We start from the raw sequence: 21,521 nt of genomic DNA, 5'->3' as shown, positions 1-21,521 counted from the left end.
GCTCCGATGGTCAGGACTGAGAACCGGAACGGCTGAAATCGAGTCGGGGGCCCACCCCGTCGTCGCTTACAGGAAGTCCTCGACGTGGTCGGCGACCTCTTCGGGGGTGTCGCCGACGGGAACGCCCGCGTTGTTGAGCGCGTCGATCTTCGACTGCGCGGTGCCGGTCCCGGAGCCGGAGACGATGGCGCCCGCGTGGCCCATCCGCTTGCCCGGCGGCGCCGTCCGTCCGGCGATGAAGCCGGCGACCGGCGTGTCCATGTGTTCGCCGATGAACCGCGCGGCCTGCTCCTCGTCCTCCCCGCCGATCTCGCCGCACATCACGACCGCGTCGGTCTCGGTGTCGGCCTCGAACGCCTCCAGGGCGTCGATGAATGAGGTGCCGATGATCGGGTCCCCGCCGATGCCGATCGCGGTCGTCTGACCGATCCCGCGCTCGGTGAGGTTATCGACCACCTGGTACGTCAGGGTGCCGGAGCGGGAGACGAGCCCGACGTTGCCCTCGGCGAAGATGTTTCCGGGCAGGATGCCGAGTTTCGCCTCGCCCGGCGTGATGATCCCGGGGCAGTTCGGGCCGAGCAGGCGCGTGTCGGTCTCGCCCAGCCGCTTGTTCACCTTCGCCATGTCCTGGGTCGGGATCCCCTCGGTGATCGCGACCGCGAGGTCGAGGTCCGTGTCGAGCGCCTCGAAGATGGCGTCGCCCGCGAACGCCGGCGGGACGAAGACGACGGACGCGTCGGCGTCCTCCGCCTCGACGGCCTCGTCCACGGTGTCGTAGACGGGGACGCCGGCGACCTCCTGGCCGCCCTTGCCGGGCACCGCGCCGGCGACGACGTTCGTGCCGTACTCGATCATCTGGCCGGCGTGGAACTTCCCCTCCCCGCCGGTGATCCCCTGGACTACCACTCTGGTGTCGTCGTCGACGAAAATGCTCATTGGGTCACCTCCTCCGCGTTCTTCACCGCGCGCTGGACCGCTTCCTCCAGCGTCTCCTCGACCTCGATCAGGTCGGTGTTCAGGATCTCCATCCCCTCCTCGGCGTTGGTCCCGGCGAGCCGGACGACGACCGGCTTCGGGATCTCGTCGAACTCCGCGAGCGCCTCGTTGATCCCCTTCTCGACCTCGTCGCCCCGGGTGATCCCGCCGAAGATGTTGAACACGACGCTGTCGACGTTGGGGTCGGAGAACACCATGTCGAGCGCCTTCGTGACGCGCTCGGCCTTCGCGCCGCCGCCGATGTCGAGGAAGTTGGCGGGCTTGCCGCCGTAGTAGTCGACCAGGTCGAGCGTCGTCATCACGAGCCCGGCGCCGTTGCCGATGATGCCGACGTTGCCCGAGAGGCGGACGTAGTCGAAGCCGTACTCGCCGGCCTTCCGTTCGAGGTCGTCCTCGTAGGACGCCTCGGCCATCTCGGCCAGCTCCGGCTGGCGGAACAGCGCGTCCTCGTCGATGTTCATCACGGCGTCGGCCGCGACGACCTCGCGGTCGCCCGTGATCATGACGGGGTTGACCTCGATCTCGGAGGCGTCGTTCCCCTCGTAGAGGTCGTACAGCGTCGAGAGGATCGACGCCACGTCGAGCGCGACGTCGGCGTCGACGCCCGCCTCGTACACGACCTTGCGGGCCTGGTACGGGTGGAGCCCGAACGCGGGGTCGACGTGCTCGCGCGCGATCGCGTCGGGGTTCTCCTCGGCGACTTCCTCGATGTTCACGCCGCCCTCGGTCGACACCATCAGGACGGGCTTCCCCTCGCCGCGGTCCATCGTGACGCCGACGTACAGCTCGTCCACGAAGTCGACGCCGGCCTCGACGAGCACCGAGTCGACGGTGTACCCCTTCAGGTCCATCCCGAGGATCTCCTCGGCGTACGCCTCGGCCTCGTCGCGGTCGGTCGCGATCTTGATGCCGCCGGCCTTGCCGCGGCCGCCCACGTGGACCTGCGCCTTGATCGCGGCCGGGTAGCCGATCTCGTCGACGGCGTCGAGCGCCTCGTCGACGGTCGTCGCGAGCCGGGAATCCGGGACCGGGATCCCGGCGTCCGCGAAGATAGTCTTCGCCTGATATTCGTGTAGTTTCATCCGTCTCGAAGGGGGACCGAGAGCGGCTTAAATGGTGCCGATTCCGCGCGAGCGGCGGGGACGGTGGGAGACGGCGACGGGCATTTTTATCCGCCGAACGACTGCGGTCGGCATGGACCCGACCGAGTTCCTCGACGGCGGAACGGTCAGCGTGTCGGACGAGACGTACGCGGTTTGCCGGACCGACCGCGATCATTCCGCCGCGTTCGCGACGATCAGAGAGGCGGGCGAGACGACGGTGGTCGTCGAGGAGGACGAGGTCGACGCGGTCGACGCCGACGCGGTCGAGCCCGGATGGAAGCGCCTCACCTTCGAGATGGAACTCCCGTTCGAGCTCGTCGGGTTCCTGGCGGCGGTGGCCACGGCGCTCGCCGAGGTCGAAGTCTCGGTGTTCGTCCTCTCGTCGTACGCGACGGACCACGTGTTGATCAAAGAGACCGACCGCCCCGCCGCGGTCCGGCGGCTCGAAGAACTGGGCTGTGAGGTCGTCGACTGACGCCCCCGACGATCCCGGGTCTCAGTCCTCGTCGCCGAGGATGACGCGGTGGGTCATCGCCTCGGGGTCGAGCACCTCGTCCGCCTCCGCCTCGGTGAGGTAGCCGGCCTCGACCGCGGCCTCGCGGACGCTTTTCCCCTCTTTTAAAGCCGTCTTCGCGACCTTCGACGCCTTGTCGTAGCCGATCGCGGGGTTCAGTGCGGTCGCCAGAGCCATCGACTGCTCGACGCGGGTCTCGCAGTGCTCCTCGTTGGCCTCCAGCTTCGCGACGAAACGCTCGCCGAACGTCGCGGCGGCGTTCGAGAGCAGCTCGGCCGATTCGAGGAAGTTGTGCGCGATGACCGGCTTATAAAGGTTCAGGTCGATCTCGCCGCGGGCGGCGCCGGCCGAGATCGCGGCGTCGTTGCCGACGACCTGCTTGTGGACCTGATTGACCGACTCGGCGACGACGGGGTTGATCTTCCCGGGCATGATCGAGGAGCCGGGCTGGTTCTCCGGCTGCTCGACCTCGCCGAGCCCGTTGCGCGGGCCGGAGGCGAGCAGCCGCAGGTCGTTCGCCATCTTGTTCATGCTCCCGGCGATGGTCCGGAGCGAGCCGTGCGCCTCCGCCATCGCGTCGTGGGCCGCCTGCGCCTCGAAGTGGTTGTCGGCCTCGCGGAACGTCGTGTTCGTCTCGTCGGAGATGTACTCCGCGGCGAGCTCCGGGAAGTCGGGATGGGTGTTGAGCCCGGTGCCGACCGCGGTGCCGCCGAGGGCGAGCTCGCGCAGGTTCGACTGGACGGTCTCGGCCCGCTCGATCCCCTTCGCGACTTGGGTCCGGTAGCCGCCGAACTCCTGGCCGAGGCGGATCGGCGTCGCGTCCTGGAGGTGCGTGCGGCCGGTCTTGACGACGCCGTCGAACGCGGTCTCCTTCGCCTCCAGCTCGGCGTGGAGCGTCTCCAAAGCGGGCACGAGGTCCTTCTCGACGGCCTCCAGGGACGCGACGTGCATCGCCGTGGGGATCACGTCGTTGGACGACTGCCCGTAGTTGACGTGGTCGTTCGGGTGGACGACGCGGTCGCCGATCTCCGCGCCGGCGATCTCGGCGGCGCGGTTGGCGATCACCTCGTTGGCGTTCATGTTCGAGGAGGTCCCCGAGCCGGTCTGGAACACGTCGACCGGGAACTGGTCGTCGTGCTCGCCGGCGATCACCTCGTCGGCGGCGGCGACGATCGCCTCCGCGGTGTCGTCCTCGATCAGGCCCAGGTCGCGGTTCGCCTGCGCGGCCGCCTTCTTCACGACGCCGAGCGCGCGGATGAACCGCCGGCTCATCGGGATCCCGGATATCGGGAAGTTCTCGACCGCGCGCTGGGTCTGCGCGCCCCAGTAGGCGTCGGCCGGCACCTGCATCTCGCCGAGGCTGTCCTCCTCCGTGCGGTAGTCGTCACCCATGCGCGACGCTTCCCGCGAGACCGGGTAAAAGCTACTGAAAGCGCTCAGTCGAACGCGGACGCGGGGAGCCGAACCGGCGCGGTGCGCGTCGCGGCCGGGGTCGGGACCGGGGTCGGTGTCTACGCGTCGCGGCCGGGGTCTACGCCTCGTCGACCGGGAACAGCCCCGCGTCGCGGAGCTCCGGCGCGAGGCTGCCGCTCCCGTGCTCGGCGTAGTCGGCGGGCGTGTACGTCTTGATCTCCAGCGCGTGGACCGACCGGGTCATGTGGTCGCCGACGGCGTCGTACACGCGCTGGTGCTGGTCGACGAGCGACTCGCCCTCGAAGGCGGGGGAGACGACGACGGCCGCGAAGTGCGCGTCCTCGTCCTCGTCGTCGTGGATCCGGGGGTTCGTCACGCGGGCGACGGCGTCCGGGATCCCCGCCTGGATGAGCTCCTCGATCTCGGCCGGTTCGATGGTCATACCCCGGTTCGGGGCCGCCTCGTCAAAAATCGACCGCATTAGCGCCGGGGGAAGCGCCGGGGGGCAGGCGACGGGAGGTCTCGCGCGGGGACCGCGCCGCGACGTCTCACCGTCGAAGACGAGCCCGTAGTGAACGGCGGGAGGTTCGACCTCGCGGGCGAGCCGCAGGTCGCTGGCGTCCTCGACCGCGCGCCGCGTCTCCGCCGGACCCACTCGCAGTTCGGTCGGCGGGCCGCGCGGCTCGCCGGCGAGCGTCGTCTCCTCCCGCGGCCGGTCGCGCCAGTTGACGACGACGAACCGCCCGTCGACGGCGAGCGCGCCGGCGACGCCCGAGACGAAGCCGGCCCGGTCGTCGATCCCGTGGAAGGCGTTCGCCAGCAGCGCGACGTCGACCGGCTCGGGGAGGAGCGCGGCGAGGTCGCGCGCGTCGCCGCGGACCGGCACGACGTTCTCGATCCCCTGCTCCGCCGCGAGCCCCTCGAGCTCCGCGAGCAGCGACCCGTCGAGGTCGACGGCGTACACCGACGCCGGGTCGGCGACCCGCGCGGCCGGGAGGGCGAAGTAGCCGTTGCCGCAGCCGATCTCGGCGACGCGGTCGCCCGGCGCCACGCCGAGCCGCCGGAGCGTCTCGCCCGGCGTCGGCCAGATCCGTCCCCACCAGTCCCAGTCCGGCTGTCCCGTGTTCCGGAAGCGGTCCATGCGAAGCGGTTGTGATCGGGCTCGGTTAGCGGTTTGGATCCGACCCGCGGCGCCTCGGGAGGGGTCGTCCGAAGCGATCGATCGCCGGCCGCGATCGGTCGCCCGTCCGGCCCGCGAGTGGGAAGGGGTTTGTCGACGGAGCCGAAACGGCCCTTCCAGATGTCTCACCGGGACGACCTGCGCGAGGCGGCCGACGCCCTCGGCGGTTCCGTCGTCGTCTGCGGCCTCGGCGCCCACGGCGACCGGCTCGCGGGCTCGGCGTTCCGCAACGCCCGGTACGCGTCGGTCGCGGCCCTCCTCGCGGAGGCGACGACCGCGACCGAGCGTGGCGCCGCGCCGGCGCCGGCAGACGCGTCGCCCCCCGCGGCGGTCGTCGTCGCGCTCGATCCCGACGAGGTGGGCGAGGGCCACGAGGCGGTCGAGTCGCTCCGGGCGCTCGGCGGGCTCGACGCGTTCGCGGTCGCGGTCGTCCCCGCGAACGCGGCCGACGACGACGCGCTGTCCGCGGTCCGCGACGCCGTCGACGCGGTGCTGCTCGCGGAGGGCGACGCCGTCGAGGCGGCGATCCGCGCGTTCCTCGCGACGGTCCAGGAGCCCGGCTTCGTCAACCTCGACCTCACCGACGCCGAGACGGTGCTCTCGGCCGGCGTCGCCGCGCTGGGAACCGGGACCGGCGACCGCGACGCCCCGGGTGCCGCGGTCGCGGCGGCGTTCGACGGGCTCCCCGAGGGGGTCGACGCGACCGACGCGAGCGCGGTGCTCGTGGACGTCGTCGTCGACCCCGAGACCAGCATCGCCGCCGCGACCGACGTCATCGCGGCGGTCAGAGAGCGGATCGGCGCCGACGCCAACGTGATCTGGGGCGGCGCGGTCGACGAGGACGCCGCCCACGAGCTCGCCGTCCGACTCGTCGTCGCCGGGGTCCGCCACGCCCCGCCGCCGGCCGCCGGCGACCCCTGCCCCCGCTGTGGCGATCCGCTGGTAACGTACCGGTTCGGCGCCCGCGAGACGCTCTCCTGCGACGCCTGCGGCTACTCCGGGATATCGATGCGGCGCGAGTGACCCGTCTCGCGGGCCGGACCGCCCCGCCGTGACGGACTCGCTCTCGGCTGCCCTTCTGTGACGGACTCGCTCTCGGCCGACGCGCCGCCCCCGAGTCACCCGAGGAGAACGGACTCGGGCCCCGGCCAGTCGGCGAGCGACTCGTCGTAGAGCGTTCGCGCTTGGAGCCGGATATAGGCGCGCTGCGTCGACCGGATCGCCTCGGCGGGGGTCGCCCCGTCGTCGAGGGCGACGGCGACGGCCGACCGCTTCCAGCCCGCGGGCGTCCGGCCGGTCTCGACTCGGCTCCGGAGCGGGGAGAGCGCCGCGGCGATCTGGTCGGTCGTACAGCCGTGCTCCTCAAGTCCGTCCTTCGCGGCGGCGAACAGGTCGCGGTACAGTCCCGCGGTCTCCGTCGTCGTCGCACCGTCGGCCGTGATCCACTCCATTTCGGCGTCGAGCCCGTCGCGGGCGGCCGCGTAGAAGTTCGATTCCGCCCGCTCCCAGGGGAGGTCGACGACCGGGTCGCCGCGCTCCGCGATCCCCCGCATCGCCCCGCCGAACGCGGCGAGGATCGCCACCGCGTCGGGGATCGTCGGCTGGCCGGGGAGCGGGCGGAACTCGATCCGGGCGCTCGCGCTCCCCTCGGTCGCGCCGTCGAACACCGGCCGGACCCACCGCCAGTAGCTCCCGTGTTTGTGTCGGAAGTGGACGAACTCGTCGTCGAACCGGCCCTCCGCCTCGATCTCCGCCGGGACGAGCACCGGGTCGGCCGCGATGCGGTCGATGGCCGCCCCCACGCTGTCGATGTCGCGGGGGAACTTCACCTTTCGATCGCGTCCCGGCGGATTCATCATCTGCTCGTACACCGGGATCCGGTGTTCGGCGTACCCGTCCGCCACGAGCAGTTCGCGGTCGGGGCCGGGGTCGTCGTAGAGCGCGGGCGGCAGGAACGGCGAGTTGACGGCGAGCGCGAGCAGCGGCCCGGCGAGCCGCGTCGCGATCCGGTGATACCTCGGGAGGTCCGCGGCGCGGCGGGGCTGGTAGTGGGGCTGGATCGACGTGGTGAGACTGACCGGTCCCGCGCTGTCCGCGTCGATCCTCGCGCCGGGGACGTCGATCTCGCTCCCGATCAACCGGTCCGCGCCGACGCTGGCGAACCCGTGATATCGGACCCCGTTGCTGACGTTGATCCCCAGCGTCAACCCCTCCTCGTGCGTGGCCTCGGTCAGGTAGTCGTCCGTCGCGCTCTCCGCCGGGCCGATCGTCCACATCCCGTCGCTCACCACGCGGATCCCGTCCGCGGCGGCGCGCCGCTGGAGCGCGTCGAGCTTCCCGGTCACGTCCGCCCGGACGGCGTCGATGCCGCGGCCGGTGAACGGGTGGACAGCCGAGTTCATCTCCGCGTTGTGGAGCCCGAGCTCCCGGTCGAACCCCACGCAGCCCAGAAGCGACCGCGGGATCCGACGGAGGTTGTCCGTCTCGCGGTCGACGGCGTAGAACTCGTACTCGAGCCCCGTCGTCACCTGCTCGTTGTCGAACGTCCCCGCCTCGACGTGGGCCCGGATCGCGTCGGCCTCCTCGCGGACCCGGGCGTCGAACGCATCGACGTCGATATCGGCGACGCGTTTCAGTCGTTCGACCGGATCGCTACCTTTGCCAGTCATACACACGCATAGTTCGGAGCCGAATATGAAAGTACCCCTGAGACGACAGGAACGGGCCGCGGCGTCGACGAGCCGTCACGCGTCGCGACGCCGCGAACGCCGTCCGGACGAGTCAGTCGTCGGACGGGGCCGACGCCGGCGTCTGCTGTGCGGACTCGACCGGCTTCGCGAGGACGTCCTTCCGGCCGGCGTCCAGCTCGGAGAGGACGTAGACGATCCCGTACAGCAGGGCCGCGCCGACCGGCAGCAGGATCACCGGCGTGATCCCGGTGACGCCCCACGTCAGCAGGAGCAGCGCTGAGACGCCGAGGACGGTCACCGCGTAGTACATCTGCGTCCGGACGTGGTCGATGTGGTCCGATCCCGTGAACGTCGACGCCAGGATTGTGGTGTCGGAGATGGGCGAGCAGTGGTCGCCGAAGATCGCCCCGCTGAAGATCGTTCCGACGGCCACCGGCAACAGCGCCGCGGTGCCGCCGCCGACGCTGTACGCCAGCGGGATCGCGATCGGCGTCACGATCGCCATCGTGCCCCACGACGTGCCGGTGGAGAACGCGACGACCGCGGCCGCGAACAGCACGACGAGGGGGAGCAGGGTCGGAGTGACGAACGCCTCGGCGACGTTGGTGAGGTACACGCCGGTCCCGAGCGCGGTCGTGACCGTCCCGATCGTCCACGCCATCACGAGGATGGACAGCGCGGTCAGCATCATACCGAACCCGTCGATGACCGTTTCCATCGCCTCGTCGAGCGAGGCGACGCCGCTGCCCACGCCGAGCGCGATCGCGACCGAGACCATCGTGAACGTCCCCCAGAGCAGCGCGTCGACGAACTGCGCGTTCCCGACGACGTCGAGCGTCGAGGCGCCGGGGTCGGACGCCGAGAGTCCGGTGAAGAAGGCCCCGCCGATGACGACCGTGATGAGCGCCCCGACCGGGACCAGGAAGAACCGAAGCTGCGGCGAGTCGGTCAGGAGGTCGCCGAGGCTGTCCTCCGCGCTCTGCATGGGAACCGCGTTGTCGCGGAGCAGCTTCCCCTCCGTCCACGAGCGGGTCTCGGCCGTGAGCATCTCGCCGAAGTCGCGCTGGCTGAGCACGATGATCCCGACCATCGCCACCGCGAGGATGCAGTAGACGTTGAACGGGACGCTCTGGATGAACAGCGCGAACGCGCCGGGCACCGCTTCCGATTCGGGCGAGATGCCCGCCGCCGAGTACCCCTCCCGGATCATGCTCAGCTGGTAGACGACCCAACTGGAGATCCCGAACGTCGCGACCGGCGCGGCCGTCGAGTCGATGATGTACGCGAGCTTCTCGCGGGACATGCGCAGCTCGTCGGCCATCTCCCGCATCGTCGTGCCGACGATCGCCGTGTTCGAGTAGTCGCCGAAGAACCACAGCATGCCGAAGACCCACGTCGCGAGCCCGACCTTCCGCTGTGAGTCGAGCCGCGAGGTCGCGGCGTTCGCGATCGCGGAGGCCCCGCCGAGCCGCCAGATGAGGGCGACGCCGGCGCCGAGGAACAGCACGATCAGCATGATCTTCGCGTTGAACGTGCTCTCCCCGATCGAGGAGACCACCCAGTCGAGCGACTGCACCACGCCGACGTTCGCGGTGAAAATCACCGCGCCCGACCAGATGCCGAGGAACAGCGAGAGGACCGGCTTCCGGGTGACCATCGCGAGCACGATCGCGAACAGCGGCGGGAACAGCGATATCGCCCCGTAGGTCTCAACCGTCATGACTCACCTCACAAACGGAACCGATACTGGATTGAAACCCGATACTCGTCGAGTTTACTCCGGAATCGTTGGAGTAATCTGATACCATCTCGGACCGCACTGGCTGTTTGTGTATAATAAGGCTGTTGCATGGGGGCGTGACCAACACTACCAGTTATTAATACAATATTAAGCGGCGTCTCGCGGTCGGTGATGCGGCTCGTCGCTCGGTGGCGATCCCCACTAGACAGCGACCAGTTCGCTGGTCCGCGTCCGACTCGCTGGGCGCCGCCGGTCTACCCGTTCTTCCCGCCGGTCACCGAGACGCGGTCGCGGACGGTCCGGGCCAGCGACTCGATACCGTCGTCGATTGCTGACGGCGACGCGTAACTGAAGGAGAGGCGAGCGAATCGCCGGCCGCCGTCGTCGGGGTAGAAGAACGTCCCGGGGAGATATGTGACACCGGCGTCGATGGCGTCGGGCAGCATCGCCTCGGCGTCGGTCCCCTCCGGGAACTCGACCCAGACGAAGAACCCGCCGCTCGGCTCGCTCCACGTCGCGCTCGGCGGCATGTGCGTTTCGAGGCTCGCGAGCATCCGGTCCCGTCGCCGCTCGTACCCCTCGCACAGCCGAGCGACGGCTCGGTCGAGCCGCCCGTCCGTGCAGTAGCGATCGATCAGCCCGCGGGTGAAGCTCGGCTCGCCGCCAGCGTCGATCCGATCGAACTGCGCCGTCGTCGTCTCGTCGGCCACGATCCATCCCGTTCGGACCCCGGGCGCGATCGTCTTCGAGACGGTGTTTACACGGACCACGCGGTCGTCGACGTCGAGGGCCTTGAGGGGCGGTCGCTCGGAGCCCTCGTACCGCAGCCGGCCGTACGGGTCGTCCTCGAGCACGACGAAGTCGTACCGCTCGGCGAGGTCGAGGAGCCGCTCGCGTCGGTCCGTCGCCATCGTGACCCCGGTGGGGTTCTGGAAGTCGGGGATCGTGTAGACGAGCTTCGGCTGGGCCGCGCCGCACTGCGCGCGCGAGGCGAGGTCGTCCGCGAGCGCGTCGACGTCGAGCCCCTCCTCGTCCACGGTCACGCCGGTCACCGCCGCGCCGTGGTTCCGGAAGATGCCCAGCGCGCCCATGAACGTCGGCGCCTCGACGACGACCTAGTCGCCCGGTTCGAGGAACGTCCGACAGACCGTGTCGATCGCCCGCGTCGCACCGTTCGTGACGTGGACCGTCTCCGCGGCGCAGTCGATGCCGCGGTCCCGCGCCCGGTCGACGACGAGGTCGCGGAGTCCGTCGGCGTCGCCGCCGCCGTACTGGAGCGCGCGCTCCGGCTCGCTCGACAGCAGCGAATCGGTGGCGGCGGCCAGCTCCTCGTTCGGGAACGACTCCGGGTACGGGAACCCGAAGGCGAGCGGCACCGCGTCCGCGTTATGGATCGATCGCCAGTCGCCGTACACGGCGCTTCCCATCGTGTCGCGAACGGTATCGGCGAAGAGGTGTTCGATCCCGTCCGACGGATCCTGTTGTGTCATCGTCAGTTATGATACGACATCGCCCACGATATCATAAGTCTGGCGCAGAACGGCAAAAGAAAGATCGGATAAATCCGAAATAACGGCCGATACGATCAGAACGACGAATCGAACCGGCCGATCGACGGTCAGAGGGAGACGAACCGGAGTTGGTAGTCGTAGTACACGTCGTCGTACCGGCACAGGTCGGCCCGGCTCGAGTCCACCCCGGCGTCCTTCCGGACGTTCCCGTCGATGTACGGTCGCTCGTGGAGCGCTCGGAGCACCTCCCGGTACGCCTCCGAGTACGGGTGCGACTCGCGGTACTCGTCGGCCTCGGCCTCCAGCAGGAGGTCTCTCGCGTCGGCGGAGAGGCCGTCGCGGGAGATCCGGGCGCCGACGAACTCGGCGCGGAGTATCGCCTCCATCCGCTCCGGCGTGTCGGCCACCCGTTCACCGGTCGCTCGGTACACCGGCTCGTGGAACTCCTCCTCGGTGATCTCGACGACATACTCCGTGTCGCGAACGGTGACGCGGTCGGGGCCGTCCGCCGCGAGCAGGTCGCTCTCCGCCGCGGCGTCGTCCCGGCGGTACACGTAACCGCCGCGCCGGACCAGCCCCACCGGCATCCCGCCCTCGTTCCCCCGCGCCCGCGCCGCGTGGTGCGCGATCTCGACGGCCCGCCGGTCGATCGCCGGAAGCGCATCAGCGCTCTTCGGCTCGGCGGCTCCGTCGCTCGTCTCCGCGGGCTCGAACAGTCTGAGCACGGGACGCGAGACGGCGACCTCGTCGACGACGACCGAGTCGAGCCAGTAGTACGTCCCGTCGTGTCGGGCGTACGTCGGATCGTCCGCGTCCGAGAAGAACGGTTTCCGGTACTGCGTCGTCAGCGTCGTTCCGTTCCTGACGGCCTCGAAGGCCCCGTCCGCCCAGTTCGGATCGGCCTCCTCGGGATCGGTGACGTACCTGTCACGGAGGGCGTCGCCGAGTCCCGAGAGCGACAGTCTGAGCACGCGGTCGCCGTCCGCGCCGTTCGATCCCGGTTCGCCGTCACCGGACGTCCCGCCGAGACAGCCCGCGGCGGCGACCGCCGCGGCGGCGATCCCGCTCGCGGCGAACCGACGCCGAGAGATCGGAGTGTCGTCCATACGGAGAGACGGGCCACCGCTCGCAAAGGGCTGTCCGTTACCCAAACAGCGACTGTAGTCACGGTGGTCGGACGCGCGATCCGACCGTCGAGTCAGCCGCCGGGCTCTCCCGCGTCCGGCGGGACCCAGCGGACCCGCGCGGTGTCGAACTCGATCTGCGCCCGCTCGACCCCGTTCCGAACCGTCGCGAGCTGCGGGTCGGCGGTGTCGAGCCTGACGACGCAGGTGTGGTCCGCGTCGCTCAGGACCGCCGCGATCGACTCGACGTCGGTCCTGACCCGCCCGGCGTGTTCCGCCGCGGAGTAGGTGCCCATCGCCTCCGCCGGGTCCCGGTATCCGGCCCCGGATATCATCCTGAACGCCTCGCACGCCTCGGGGTGGCGCGCGAGCACCTCGCGGAAGCGCTCGTCGTCGACCTCGCCGAGGAACCGACCGCCCTCGCGGGCGGCCCGGTCCGTCCGATACGCGTGACGCCCCTCCGAGTCGCCGTCGGATCGGATCCGATCCGACACGTCGTCCACGGCCTCCATGACACTTGGTAACGGTTAAGCTCCGAACGCTAAAGTATCTTACTGAGCGTTCAACGGCCCGTTCGCGGCGAGTTCGCCGGAAGAGATCCGGGCCGCGATCGCGGCGACGGTCGAGAGCGGATCCCGCCCGACGGTAATCCTCTTCAGAAACGCGCCCGTACCACCGACCGCATGTACGGCACGACCCTGATCCCGACCGGTGGTAGCGACGCCGCGTTCGCGGCCGTAGAGGACGCGGTCGAGATCACGGCGCCCGACGGGACGGTCCACGTCCTCGGCGTGCTGGAGGACCTCCCGACCTACGAGCGGTCCGGGAAGCCGGGCGCGTTCGACGACGACGACCCGGAGCAGCGGGTCCGTCTCGAGGCGGCCGTCGAGCGGATCGAGTCCGAGGCGACGGCGGCGGGGATGGACTGCGAGACCGCGATCGGGGAGGGCGTCCCGTCGCGGGAGATCGTCGCGTACGCGGACGAGATCGGCTCCGACGCGATCGTCATGGGGACCCGCGGCGCCCGCGACGCCGCGGGGGACCTGCTCGGCAGCACGACCGAGCGCGTCCTCCGCGACGCGTCGACGACGGTCGTCTCCGTCCCCGCGTCGAGGTAGCGGTCCGGCGCGCCCCGCGCCCGATCCCGTCAGCTATTCACACGCGGGCCGACGAGAGCGACCGTGATCGCGTTCGCATCGACTGCGACCGACGCGGTCGGACGGCGGGTGAGCGAGCCGTGAGCGACGACGGCCTCTTGGGGTCGCTGTCGCTCGTTGGGCTGTTGAGCCTCTGTTGTATCGGATTCGGCGGGGTGGCCGGCGGCGCCGCCGTCGCGGGCGGCGGGGCGTCGGTGAGCGTCATCACCACGGGAACGACGGGGGCCGGGGGGCGCTGATATCCGGGGGCGTCACGTTCGCGACGGTGCTGGTCGCGGCCGCGGCGATCCGATGGCGGTTGAACCGGTGAGGCGGCGGCGATTCCCGGTCAGTGCTGTCGCTCCTCCGGCGCGGCGCGCGGCTCGCGGTCCGGGGGGGCCTGTCGCGGAGCGGGGGCCGTCTCGTCTCGGTACAGCCGGAGCAGTTCCTCGAGGAGGACCGCGTGCCGGTCGCCCGGGACGTACTGGTGGTCGATGAAGTCCTCGGCGTCGCTGACGTTCCCGCGGAGGGCCAACTTCCTGACGAACGCGACCGACTCGAAGAACGGCGGGTGATCCGCGTCGGCGTCGGCGCCCAGCTCGCGCTCCGCCTGCGGCATCACCTCCTCCCTGATCTGCTCGTAGTCGATGGTCTCCGGTTCGTAGTCGTCGAGCACCTGATTCAGCACGTTGTCGGTCGAAAAACGGTAGAACTCGGACTTGCTCTCGAACTGGCCGCTCTCGACCAGCGACTCGATCTCGCCGACCACCGACTCGGGAAACCGGACCGTGCTCTTCACCATGCGTCCACGAGGCGCCCCCACCCGTATTATGTTTTTGTCAAATAATCTGAAACATGTCCGCGGGCGAGGGTCACCTCGAACGCCGCGCCGCGGCCCGGCGTCGGCCGCCCGGTCGTCCGATGTGCTGGGTTTATCACTCCGAATTCGTTAGACAGTTATCATGACACCGTACGAGCCGTTCGACCGCGACGTGGAAGTGAACGGTCGAACTGTCCTTTCTATCGTCGAGGAGGGGATGGGACGGTTCTCCGACGCGTACCGCGAACGGGCGCTCGCGGCGCTCGCGGAGGAGGGGATCCGGGACCCCTCTCCCGACGAGTGGTACCCGCAGCAGGCGTGGCTAGACGCCTTCGAGACCATCGCGACGGACCTCCAGCCGCACGTCCTCGACCGCCTCGGCGAGCAGCTTCCCGACGTCGCGGACTGGCCGAGCGAGTCCGCGACCGTCGCGGGCGGGCTTCGCGGTATCGACGAGGCGTACCGGCGGAACCATCGCGGCGGAGAGATAGGCGAGTACCGCTTCGAGCGGACGGACGACCGGGCCGGCGAAGTGACGTGTCACACGCCGTATCCGTGCCCGTTCGACCGCGGGCTGATCCGCGGCGTGGCGAAGGAACACGCGCCGGTCGACGCGTTCGTGTTCATCGAGGAGACCGGGCCGGACTGCCGACGCGAGGGCGGCGACGCGTGTACGTACACGGTGTACTGGTAGGAGGCTTCGGTCGGTAAGCAGGAGGGGAAGAGGCTTCGACCGGTAGGGAGGAGGGGAAGAGGCTTCGATCGGCGGACGGGCTCGCTCGCGCCCCCGACGGCTCGGTGAGCGCTATCCCTCGTACGAGTCCAGGGCGTCGCGCAGCTCCGCGGCAGAGAGCTCCGACGCGAGTTCGACGATCTCTTCGAGGTCCTCGTACGTCTCTCGGAGCTCGCGGATCCGCTCGGCCTCGACGCCCTCTCCGTCGTCCAGCCCGCGTTCCGCGCGTCTGATCGTCCGGTGGGTGGTCTGGAGCTCTCGTTGCACGTACTGTTGGAACACGTCCTGCAGGATGTACCAGATCTCCCGCTCGGCGGCGAACCGAACCCGCCGCCCGCCGCCGTCGGACGACCGACGGTGGATCAGGCCCACGCGCGTGAGCGTCCGAGTGACGTTGCTGACGGTCGACTTCGCGTACCCGGTCCGGTCGACGAGCTCGGGGATCGACAGCGGGGCGTCCGCGAAGTAGAGAACGCCGTATATCCGGCCGGCGCTGCGGCTCAGCCCGTACACCTCGGCCGACTGCTCGAGCGATTCGATGACGCGCTCGCGGGCGGCCTCGGCGTTCTCACTCATACGGGCGACCTCGTCGCTCCGACGCATGAACGTGTCGAACAGCCATACCAGAGGTAGGCATTCCGTAAGTATTAAACTGTTTGATTCGCTTGTTCGACTCGAACCGAACAAACAGAACCGTTGTTCGCCCTCCAGACCTCATGGCAAGCGCGTTACCACACCGACCGACAGTCGACCACGCCCCCCGAGAACAGACGGACGTCGTGCTCGGGCGCGACGAGCCGACCGACGCGCTGCGCGTCCTCTCGTGTGACACCGCTCAGCGGATCCTCGCCGCGCTCGCGGACGGTCCCGGCACGGCCTCCGACGTCGCCGCCGACGTCGACGCGTCGCTCCAGAACGTCACCTACCACCTCAATCGGCTCTGCGACGCCGACCTGATCGCGCCGGTCAACACGTGGTACTCCGAGAAGGGAAAAGAGATGACCGTCTACGCGCCCACCGTCGAGCGGATCGTCGTGCGCATCGACGCGCCCGCCGACCGTTCGCCGACAAAGCGCGACCGACCCTGAACGGTCCGGAGCCGTCCCGATCGGTCAGCCGCGTTTCGTCTTCTCGACGGGCGTGCGTCGCTCGGACGACCGGCCGGACGCCCGCGGGTCGCTATCGATTGGCGCCGCGCTCGAACGCGCCGGCGAGGTCGTCGGCGACGGTCGCGATCGCCTCCTCGGCGCGGTCGACCTCGCGGAGCGTCATGAAGCCGTGGACCATCGCCTCGTAGTTCTCGTACCGCGTCGGGACGCCGTCCCGGACCAGTTGCTCGGCGTACGCCCGGCCGCCGCCGCGGAGGGGGTCGAACCCCGCCGTGACCACCGTCGCGGGCGCGACGTCGCCGAGGTCACCGGCGTTCGTCGGGTCGGCGTACGGGTTCCGCCGGTGAATCTCGTCGTCGTAGTAGCAGTCGGAGAACCACTCGATGTCGGCCTCGTCGAGGACGGTCCCGGCGTGCTCCCGGAGCGACGGCTGTCCGGGCCGGACGCCGACGCTCGGGTACAACGGCGCCTGGTACGTGATCTCGGGGCCGTCGCGCTCGGCGGCCATGAGCGCGGCGACCGCGGCGAGCGCCCCGCCGGCCGAGTCGCCGGCGACCGCCACCTCCCCGGTCCCGGCGAGCGAGTCCGGGTTGTCCGCGGCCCACTCGACGGCGGCGTACGCGTCCGCGACCGCCGCGGGGAACGGGTGTTCGGGAGCGAGCCGGTAGCCGACCGAGAGGACGGCGCAGCGGCTCTCCCGCGTGAGCCCCCGACAGAGCCAGTCGTGGGTGGCGACGCTCCCGAGCACGAACCCGCCGCCGTGGAAGAAGACGACCGTCGGGAACGGCCCCTCGGCGTCCGGGAGGTAGAGCCGCGCGTCGAGCGCGCCGTCGGGGCCGGGGACCGTCCCGTCGACCGTCCGCCCGACCGGCGGGGGGTTCCGGTTCCGGATCCGCATCACCGGCCGGGTGAGGAGCCGGGCGAGCTTCAGCCCCCACCTGCTGTGCGGCAGCGGCAACCGCTCCTGACGCTCGACGGCCGCCTTCGCTTGCGGGTCGATCTCGTCGGCGTGCATGGCCGAACGTGTGACGACCGGGGGCTAAGTCTTGGTGGAGCGCGACCGCGAGTTCGCCGCGACGCTTTTCACCCGGGAAATCGTGGACTCGGCCGATGCCGGACGGGACGAAGCTCACCGACGTCGAGGCCGTCACCGAGCGGGGGTCATACCGATTCACGGCTGCGGATCCGTTCACGAACGACCGGGAGATCGTGCTCGTCCCGTGCGACGAGGATCCCGGCGTCCGGGCGTGGATCAACACCTGCCCGCACGAGAGCCAGCGGTTCGACACGGGCGACGGCGTGCCGATTCGAGACGGCGAGGTGATCTGCCCGCGCCACGGCTCGCTGTTCGACGCCTGCTCCGGCGAGTGCGACAACGGCCCGGCGGCCGGCACGGCGCTCCGCGACGTCGAGGTCGCCGTCGAGGACGGCGCCGTCTACCTGACCGACGGCGACTACTCGTTCCGGCACGAGGGCGGGACCGACGACGACGATCCCGGGTCGACCTCGCACCTCTCGCTCTGAGAGTCGGTCTCTCGCCGGGCGACTCTACCGACTCGGCGGCTCCGGCTCCGAGCGCGTCTCGACGTCGACGCGGTCGTGGATGTGCCCCTCGCGCTCGCGCAGGTGCCGCGGGGTCCGGTCGTTGCTGACCGCGAGGACCTCTCCGACGATGCTGTGGGCGATCTGGTACGGCGTTCCGCCGCCGAGGTCGAGCCCGACGGGCGTGTACAGCGACGCGAGCTCCGACTCGCCGAACGTCGTCCCCTCGTCGTCGTACGCCTCCAGCATCTCCTCGAACCGCTCCCGCGGGCCCATCAGGCCGACGTACGGCGCCTGCGACCGGAGCAGCTCCTCCACCGCGATCCGGTCGTCGACGAAGTTGTGCGTCATCACGACCGCGTGCGTCCGGTCGTCGAGGTCGAGCGCGTCGCCGAGCCCCGCCGGCGACGTCGTCACGGTCCGGTGGGCGTCGGGGAACCGCGCGTCGAGGTCGACCCCGCCGCGGAAGCCGACGACGGTGACGCGGAAGTCGTTCCGCTCGCCGAGTTCGACCACCGGCCCCACGTCGTGGCCGGTCCCGAAGACCACGAGGTCGTCCGGGGCCGCGAGCCCGTCGACGAACACCTCCACCGTCGCGCCCGTCTCGTCCTCGACCGCGACGACGTCGGCGGCGCCGCGCGCGGCGAGGTCCGCCGCCGGCCCCGCGAGCGCCTCGACCGGCCACCCGTCGGCGGGCGACCCGTCGGGGAGCGTCAGCCGGTCCTCGTCGGGCCGGTAGTAGGCGCGCTCGCCGAGGCGGTCTCGGTCGGCGTGCGCACCGTCGCCGCCGGCTCCCGCGCCGCCGTCGCCCCCCTCGCCCCCCTCGCCGCCGGCGGAGAGCACCGTGAGCACCGCGACGTCGCGGCCGGCGCCGAACGCCTCGACGGCCGGCCGGTACGTCTCCGTCAACGGTTCCAAGAGGACGTCGATCACGCCGTTACAGCCGACGCCGAGCCCCCAGACGTCGTCCTCGTCCTCCATCAGGTCGTACGTGACCCGGTCGGGGCGACCGGTCTCTCGGACCGCCTCGGCGGCGGCGAGCAGGTCGTCCTCGATACAGCCCGCCGTGATCGAGCCGACGCCCGAGCCGTCGTCGTCGAGGAGCATCTTCGCCCCCGGGCGACGGTAGGCGTTCCCCTCGACGTCGACGATCGTCGCGAGCACGTCGGTGCCGTCGGCGTCGAGTCGGTCGCGAACGCGCTGTACCACTTCGGTCTCCGGTACGCTCCAGTTGCTTGCTGTCATGTCAGGTCACAGGTCGATGGTCGCCGGCGCGTCGCGCGCCGCGTACACCTTCCGAACGCCGCGGTCGTGCAGGTCCGTGCCGCAGGCGCCGCCCGCCACCGCGCCCCGCGTCCGAGCGGGGTCGTCCACCGCCGCGCCGGCGACGACGTCGACGCCGCGCTCGAACAGCGGACTCGGAAGCGACGAGGCGGTCGCGCCGACCACGACGACGGTCGCCGAGCCCGGGGCCGCCTCCAGGTACCGCTCGGTCCCGCCGTACACGAGCGTCGAGCCGGTGACGAACACCACGTCCGCCCCCTCCATCGCGCCCGCCGTCTCCGCCGGGGCGAACGACCGCAGCGACACGCCCGCGGGGGTCGACACCGCATCCGAGTCGACGGGCTCGCGCTCGATCGCGCGGACCTCCACGCCGTCGAACTTCCGGAACGCCGGCCGGAACAGACCGACCGTGACGACCGTCTCGACCGAGGGGTCGAGCAGCGCCATCGGGTCGCCGTCCCGCCAGTCGAGCAGCGGCGCCGCGCAGGCGTTCAGCGTCGCCACCGCGAGCGCGCGGTCGCCGAGGGCCACGGTCGCGGCGCCGGTCGCCGTCTCCCCCGCTCGGACCGGCGCCAGCAGTCCCTCGACGTCGTCCGGGACCGTCGGCGCGGATCCCTCTGGGAGGTGCGCGAGTCCGGCTGGGGGCCGCCGGTATCCCCCGTCTCGCTCCGTGAGCTCCACCAGCACGGCCGAGTCGCCGACCGTGACGCGGTGGAGGCGACCCCCCGAGAGCGCGCCGCGGTCGCGGAGCGCGTCGCGCGTCGCCCGGAGGACCGGACCGGGCCACTCCTCGTCGGCGTCGGTGCCGTCGGCGCCGACGCCGGCGGTCCCGTCGTCTCCCTGGCTTCGGCGCGTCATACGACGCCCTCCTCGCCGGCGTCGCCGGTCCGGGCCTCGTCGTCGGTGCGACCGCGTCCGCCTCCGGGCGCGCCGCCGGTCCGACGCGGGTCGTGCTCGTAGCCGACCGGGCCGCCGAGCCCGCGCCGCTCGATCTGGCGGGCGGCCTCCGCGAGGTCCGCGCCCTCGGCGAAGCCGAACAGTCCGTCGACGTACGGGGCCGCGTCGCTCATCCCGCGGGACGCCGGCTCGAACGACGGGGAGACGGCGAGCGGGTTGAGCCAGACGACGCCGTCGGCGCGGTCCGCGAGCCACGTGATCCCGTCCGTGAGCAGGTCGGGGTCGCCGACGTCGAGCCCGTCGCTCACGACGACGACGACCGTCCGCCGGTCGACGGCGTGCGGCGCGGTCCGCCGCAGCGCGTCGAACGCGCCCCCGATCTTGGTGCCGCCGCCCCACTCGATCTGCGCGGCGCGGAGCGCCTCGGCCGGCTCGCCGCCCGGGTCCGCGAACGCCGCCGTCGCCTCCGCGAGGTCGGTGTCGAAGAGGAAGACGCGGGCGTCGCGGGCGCTCGCCGCGACCCGCTCACCGAGCCCGAGCAGCGCGCTCCGGTCGATCGTGTCGAGCACCGACCCGCTGACGTCGACCAGCAGACAGCACCGCAGTTCGCTCGGCGTCGGCGCGTCGCGCGGGAGGTCGATCGGCGCGCCGCCGGTCTGCAGGCTCGCCCGCAGCGCGCCGCGCGCGTCGACGTTCGGTCCGTCTGGGGAGCGCCGGCGGGCCGCCCGGGCAGCGACGAGAGCGCGTCGACGAACCGCTCCGCGGCCGCGCGGTCCGCGCTCGACGGCGCCGGCACGTCCGCCTCGACGAGCGCGCTCTCGCCGACCGCGCTGTACCGGCGCCCGTCCGTCTCCTCGCGCGGCTCCCCGGTCGGCCGATCGCCGGCGGCGTGGCGGCGGTCGGTCGGGATCCGGACGGTGGGGTCGCCGTCGCCGTCGGCGTCCATCTCCGGCGGCTCCGCGCCGTCGAGCAGGCCGGGCTCCTCCGCGTCGTCGGCGTCGGAGCCGGTGGTCGGCCCCGCCTCGTCCCCCGTTCGGTCCTCGCCGTCGTCCCCCTCCTCGGACTCCGGCGACGGGCCGTCGTGGGCGGTGGCGATCCGGTCGAGGCCGCTCCGGAGGCGGTGCCAGAACGTCGGGAACGCCTCGGCGAAGGGGTCGCCGTCGGCGGGCCGGTCTCGGAGAGCAGGGCTCGCTCGCAGCGCCGTCCTCGACCCGACGCTCGTCTGTCAGGCCGACCGCCGCGATCGCGCGGGCGGCGTCGAGGGCGCCGGAGGCCGGCACGGCGACGCCGTCGCGCCGAAGCACGGCGACGAACCGGATCAGCTCCGTGAGCAGGTGCTCCCTCGCCGCCGGGAAGTCGGGCGTCTCCGTCGCGGTGCCGTCGGAGCGCGCCATGGTCACTCGGTCCGCTCGGCCGCCGCGCTCGCGGCGTCGTGGAGCCGTTCGAGCAGTTCCGCGTCGACGCGACCGACGTCCTCCGCCTCCTTCAGCAGGCAGCCGATCGTCCGCTCGATCTCGTCCGGCGCGAGCGGCTCGTCGGCGTCGTCGTGGCGCAGCGCGGCGACCGCGCGCGCCCAGTCCAGCGTCTCGGCGACGCCCGGGCGCTTGAGGAACGACTCCTCGCGCAGGCGCTCGACCACCGAGCACACCTCGGCGGCGACCGCGGCGTCGAGCTCGGGCACCTTCCGGCGGACGATCTCGTGCTCCGTCTCGAACGACGGCGGCTCGA

Annotated in this window: 21 protein-coding genes and 4 pseudogenes; 7 read left to right on the top strand and 18 right to left on the bottom strand. The window is 71.3% G+C overall.

The features are described 5' to 3' along the window. Positions 1-66: 66 nt before the first annotated feature. Together sucD and sucC are read right to left on the bottom strand one after the other, a co-directional pair. Positions 67-936, bottom strand: a complete 870-nt coding sequence (sucD, locus tag DJ82_RS06535; RefSeq protein WP_094524221.1) for a succinate--CoA ligase subunit alpha — start codon at positions 934-936, stop codon at positions 67-69. Beyond that, positions 933-2,078, bottom strand: coding sequence for an ADP-forming succinate--CoA ligase subunit beta (sucC, locus tag DJ82_RS06530; protein WP_094581353.1), 1,146 nt, complete (start codon positions 2,076-2,078; stop codon positions 933-935). The genes sucD and sucC overlap by 4 nt, the downstream gene beginning before the upstream one ends. A gap of 112 nt (positions 2,079-2,190) precedes the next feature. Here sucC and DJ82_RS06525 point away from each other — a divergent pair, with 112 nt between their 5' ends. Beyond that, positions 2,191-2,574 (top strand): ACT domain-containing protein, encoded by a 384-nt coding sequence (locus DJ82_RS06525; protein ID WP_094524219.1) that lies wholly within the window; start codon positions 2,191-2,193, stop codon positions 2,572-2,574. Positions 2,575-2,595: 21 nt separating this feature from the next. Here DJ82_RS06525 and DJ82_RS06520 read toward each other — a convergent pair whose 3' ends face one another. From DJ82_RS06520 to DJ82_RS06510, 3 genes and pseudogenes are all read right to left on the bottom strand, one after another. Further along, a complete protein-coding gene (locus DJ82_RS06520; protein WP_094581352.1) occupies positions 2,596-4,005 on the bottom strand; it encodes an aspartate ammonia-lyase in 1,410 nt (469 codons plus the stop codon). Positions 4,006-4,144: 139 nt separating this feature from the next. Next, on the bottom strand, positions 4,145-4,468 hold the full coding sequence (locus DJ82_RS06515; RefSeq protein ID WP_094524217.1) for a BolA family protein: 324 nt from the start codon (positions 4,466-4,468) through the stop codon (positions 4,145-4,147). A 111-nt stretch (positions 4,469-4,579) separates the two neighbouring features. Continuing rightward, positions 4,580-5,167, bottom strand: a pseudogene (locus DJ82_RS06510) (class I SAM-dependent methyltransferase); the annotation flags it as partial. Between the two features lie 159 nt (positions 5,168-5,326). Between DJ82_RS06510 and DJ82_RS06505 the strand changes: the two are divergent. Further along, a complete protein-coding gene (locus DJ82_RS06505; protein ID WP_094581351.1) occupies positions 5,327-6,229 on the top strand; it encodes a zinc finger domain-containing protein in 903 nt (300 codons plus the stop codon). A gap of 95 nt (positions 6,230-6,324) precedes the next feature. On the opposite strand, the gene DJ82_RS06500 is transcribed toward DJ82_RS06505, so the two are convergent. The 6 genes and pseudogenes from DJ82_RS06500 to DJ82_RS06480 all read right to left on the bottom strand — a co-directional run bounded on the left by DJ82_RS06500 (position 6,325) and on the right by DJ82_RS06480 (position 12,784). Next, positions 6,325-7,875, bottom strand: coding sequence for a hypothetical protein (locus DJ82_RS06500; RefSeq protein WP_094581350.1), 1,551 nt, complete (start codon positions 7,873-7,875; stop codon positions 6,325-6,327). 112 nt (positions 7,876-7,987) lie between these two features. After that, positions 7,988-9,616 (bottom strand): Na+/H+ antiporter NhaC family protein, encoded by a 1,629-nt coding sequence (locus DJ82_RS06495; protein ID WP_094581349.1) that lies wholly within the window; start codon positions 9,614-9,616, stop codon positions 7,988-7,990. Between the two features lie 275 nt (positions 9,617-9,891). Beyond that, positions 9,892-10,740: pseudogene (locus tag DJ82_RS06490) on the bottom strand (PLP-dependent aminotransferase family protein); the annotation flags it as partial. 12 nt (positions 10,741-10,752) lie between these two features. After that, positions 10,753-11,127 carry a hypothetical protein gene (locus DJ82_RS15245; protein ID WP_241881445.1) on the bottom strand — a complete coding sequence of 125 codons (375 nt, stop codon included), beginning with the start codon at positions 11,125-11,127 and terminating at the stop codon, positions 10,753-10,755. 128 nt (positions 11,128-11,255) lie between these two features. Beyond that, positions 11,256-12,254 carry a hypothetical protein gene (locus tag DJ82_RS06485; protein WP_094581348.1) on the bottom strand — a complete coding sequence of 333 codons (999 nt, stop codon included), beginning with the start codon at positions 12,252-12,254 and terminating at the stop codon, positions 11,256-11,258. A 92-nt stretch (positions 12,255-12,346) separates the two neighbouring features. After that, entirely contained in the window at positions 12,347-12,784 is a 438-nt protein-coding gene (locus tag DJ82_RS06480) for a hypothetical protein (RefSeq protein ID WP_094524210.1), read from the bottom strand. Between the two features lie 171 nt (positions 12,785-12,955). On the opposite strand from DJ82_RS06480, the gene DJ82_RS06475 reads away from it, so the two are divergent. Together DJ82_RS06475 and DJ82_RS06470 are read left to right on the top strand one after the other, a co-directional pair. Continuing rightward, on the top strand, positions 12,956-13,390 hold the full coding sequence (locus DJ82_RS06475; protein WP_094581347.1) for a universal stress protein: 435 nt from the start codon (positions 12,956-12,958) through the stop codon (positions 13,388-13,390). Positions 13,391-13,509: 119 nt separating this feature from the next. Further along, positions 13,510-13,739: pseudogene (locus tag DJ82_RS06470) on the top strand (hypothetical protein). Between the two features lie 18 nt (positions 13,740-13,757). Here the strand turns inward: DJ82_RS06470 and DJ82_RS06465 are convergent. Beyond that, a complete protein-coding gene (locus DJ82_RS06465; protein WP_094524207.1) occupies positions 13,758-14,210 on the bottom strand; it encodes a hypothetical protein in 453 nt (150 codons plus the stop codon). Between the two features lie 160 nt (positions 14,211-14,370). Between DJ82_RS06465 and DJ82_RS06460 the strand changes: the two genes are divergently transcribed. Continuing rightward, the gene (locus DJ82_RS06460; RefSeq protein ID WP_094524206.1) at positions 14,371-14,922 is read left to right on the top strand and encodes a hypothetical protein; all 552 of its coding nucleotides are present in this window, start codon (positions 14,371-14,373) and stop codon (positions 14,920-14,922) included. Between the two features lie 111 nt (positions 14,923-15,033). On the opposite strand, the gene DJ82_RS06455 is transcribed toward DJ82_RS06460, so the two are convergent. Then, positions 15,034-15,537, bottom strand: a complete 504-nt coding sequence (locus DJ82_RS06455; RefSeq protein ID WP_094581346.1) for a GbsR/MarR family transcriptional regulator — start codon at positions 15,535-15,537, stop codon at positions 15,034-15,036. A 140-nt stretch (positions 15,538-15,677) separates the two neighbouring features. On the opposite strand from DJ82_RS06455, the gene DJ82_RS06450 reads away from it, so the two are divergent. Continuing rightward, entirely contained in the window at positions 15,678-16,049 is a 372-nt protein-coding gene (locus DJ82_RS06450; RefSeq protein WP_094581345.1) for a winged helix-turn-helix domain-containing protein, read from the top strand. Positions 16,050-16,140: 91 nt separating this feature from the next. On the opposite strand, the gene DJ82_RS06445 is transcribed toward DJ82_RS06450, so the two are convergent. After that, positions 16,141-17,085 (bottom strand): alpha/beta hydrolase, encoded by a 945-nt coding sequence (locus tag DJ82_RS06445; RefSeq protein WP_094581344.1) that lies wholly within the window; start codon positions 17,083-17,085, stop codon positions 16,141-16,143. A 95-nt stretch (positions 17,086-17,180) separates the two neighbouring features. Here DJ82_RS06445 and DJ82_RS06440 point away from each other — a divergent pair, with 95 nt between their 5' ends. Beyond that, positions 17,181-17,594 (top strand): Rieske 2Fe-2S domain-containing protein, encoded by a 414-nt coding sequence (locus DJ82_RS06440; RefSeq protein WP_094581343.1) that lies wholly within the window; start codon positions 17,181-17,183, stop codon positions 17,592-17,594. 24 nt (positions 17,595-17,618) lie between these two features. Here the strand turns inward: DJ82_RS06440 and DJ82_RS06435 are convergent, their stop codons facing one another. From DJ82_RS06435 to DJ82_RS06420, 4 genes and pseudogenes are all read right to left on the bottom strand, one after another. After that, positions 17,619-18,857, bottom strand: a complete 1,239-nt coding sequence (locus DJ82_RS06435; protein WP_094557714.1) for an XdhC family protein — start codon at positions 18,855-18,857, stop codon at positions 17,619-17,621. 6 nt (positions 18,858-18,863) lie between these two features. Further along, a complete protein-coding gene (locus DJ82_RS06430) occupies positions 18,864-19,754 on the bottom strand; it encodes a Rossmann-like domain-containing protein (RefSeq protein WP_094581342.1) in 891 nt (296 codons plus the stop codon). Further along, a complete protein-coding gene (locus tag DJ82_RS06425) occupies positions 19,751-21,187 on the bottom strand; it encodes a VWA domain-containing protein (RefSeq protein ID WP_198948026.1) in 1,437 nt (478 codons plus the stop codon). Before DJ82_RS06425 ends, DJ82_RS06430 begins: the two co-directional genes overlap by 4 nt. 2 nt (positions 21,188-21,189) lie before the next feature. Beyond that, a pseudogene (locus tag DJ82_RS06420) lies at positions 21,190-21,521 on the bottom strand (MoxR family ATPase); the annotation flags it as partial.

The sequence above is a fragment of the Halorubrum sp. Ib24 genome (genome assembly GCF_002252745.1).
Lineage (GTDB): Archaea > Halobacteriota > Halobacteria > Halobacteriales > Haloferacaceae > Halorubrum.
Note: the sequence above shows the minus strand (reverse complement) of the source record. Positions and strands in the feature narration are given on the sequence as shown.

Bases quoted from the DNA above. Each gene is read 5' to 3' on its own strand.
- sucD (WP_094524221.1), bottom strand. From the start codon at position 936: ATGAGCATTTTCGTCGACGACGACACCAGAGTGGTAGTCCAGGGGATC.
- sucC (WP_094581353.1), bottom strand. From the start codon at position 2,078: ATGAAACTACACGAATATCAGGCGAAGACTATCTTCGCGGACGCCGGG.
- DJ82_RS06525 (WP_094524219.1), top strand. From the start codon at position 2,191: ATGGACCCGACCGAGTTCCTCGACGGCGGAACGGTCAGCGTGTCGGAC.
- DJ82_RS06520 (WP_094581352.1), bottom strand. From the start codon at position 4,005: ATGGGTGACGACTACCGCACGGAGGAGGACAGCCTCGGCGAGATGCAG.
- DJ82_RS06515 (WP_094524217.1), bottom strand. From the start codon at position 4,468: ATGACCATCGAACCGGCCGAGATCGAGGAGCTCATCCAGGCGGGGATC.
- DJ82_RS06505 (WP_094581351.1), top strand. From the start codon at position 5,327: ATGTCTCACCGGGACGACCTGCGCGAGGCGGCCGACGCCCTCGGCGGT.
- DJ82_RS06500 (WP_094581350.1), bottom strand. From the start codon at position 7,875: ATGACTGGCAAAGGTAGCGATCCGGTCGAACGACTGAAACGCGTCGCC.
- DJ82_RS06495 (WP_094581349.1), bottom strand. From the start codon at position 9,616: ATGACGGTTGAGACCTACGGGGCGATATCGCTGTTCCCGCCGCTGTTC.
- DJ82_RS15245 (WP_241881445.1), bottom strand. From the start codon at position 11,127: ATGACACAACAGGATCCGTCGGACGGGATCGAACACCTCTTCGCCGAT.
- DJ82_RS06485 (WP_094581348.1), bottom strand. From the start codon at position 12,254: ATGGACGACACTCCGATCTCTCGGCGTCGGTTCGCCGCGAGCGGGATC.
- DJ82_RS06480 (WP_094524210.1), bottom strand. From the start codon at position 12,784: ATGGAGGCCGTGGACGACGTGTCGGATCGGATCCGATCCGACGGCGAC.
- DJ82_RS06475 (WP_094581347.1), top strand. From the start codon at position 12,956: ATGTACGGCACGACCCTGATCCCGACCGGTGGTAGCGACGCCGCGTTC.
- DJ82_RS06465 (WP_094524207.1), bottom strand. From the start codon at position 14,210: ATGGTGAAGAGCACGGTCCGGTTTCCCGAGTCGGTGGTCGGCGAGATC.
- DJ82_RS06460 (WP_094524206.1), top strand. From the start codon at position 14,371: ATGACACCGTACGAGCCGTTCGACCGCGACGTGGAAGTGAACGGTCGA.
- DJ82_RS06455 (WP_094581346.1), bottom strand. From the start codon at position 15,537: ATGAGTGAGAACGCCGAGGCCGCCCGCGAGCGCGTCATCGAATCGCTC.
- DJ82_RS06450 (WP_094581345.1), top strand. From the start codon at position 15,678: ATGGCAAGCGCGTTACCACACCGACCGACAGTCGACCACGCCCCCCGA.
- DJ82_RS06445 (WP_094581344.1), bottom strand. From the start codon at position 17,085: ATGCACGCCGACGAGATCGACCCGCAAGCGAAGGCGGCCGTCGAGCGT.
- DJ82_RS06440 (WP_094581343.1), top strand. From the start codon at position 17,181: ATGCCGGACGGGACGAAGCTCACCGACGTCGAGGCCGTCACCGAGCGG.
- DJ82_RS06435 (WP_094557714.1), bottom strand. From the start codon at position 18,857: ATGACAGCAAGCAACTGGAGCGTACCGGAGACCGAAGTGGTACAGCGC.
- DJ82_RS06430 (WP_094581342.1), bottom strand. From the start codon at position 19,754: ATGACGCGCCGAAGCCAGGGAGACGACGGGACCGCCGGCGTCGGCGCC.
- DJ82_RS06425 (WP_198948026.1), bottom strand. From the start codon at position 21,187: ATGGCGCGCTCCGACGGCACCGCGACGGAGACGCCCGACTTCCCGGCG.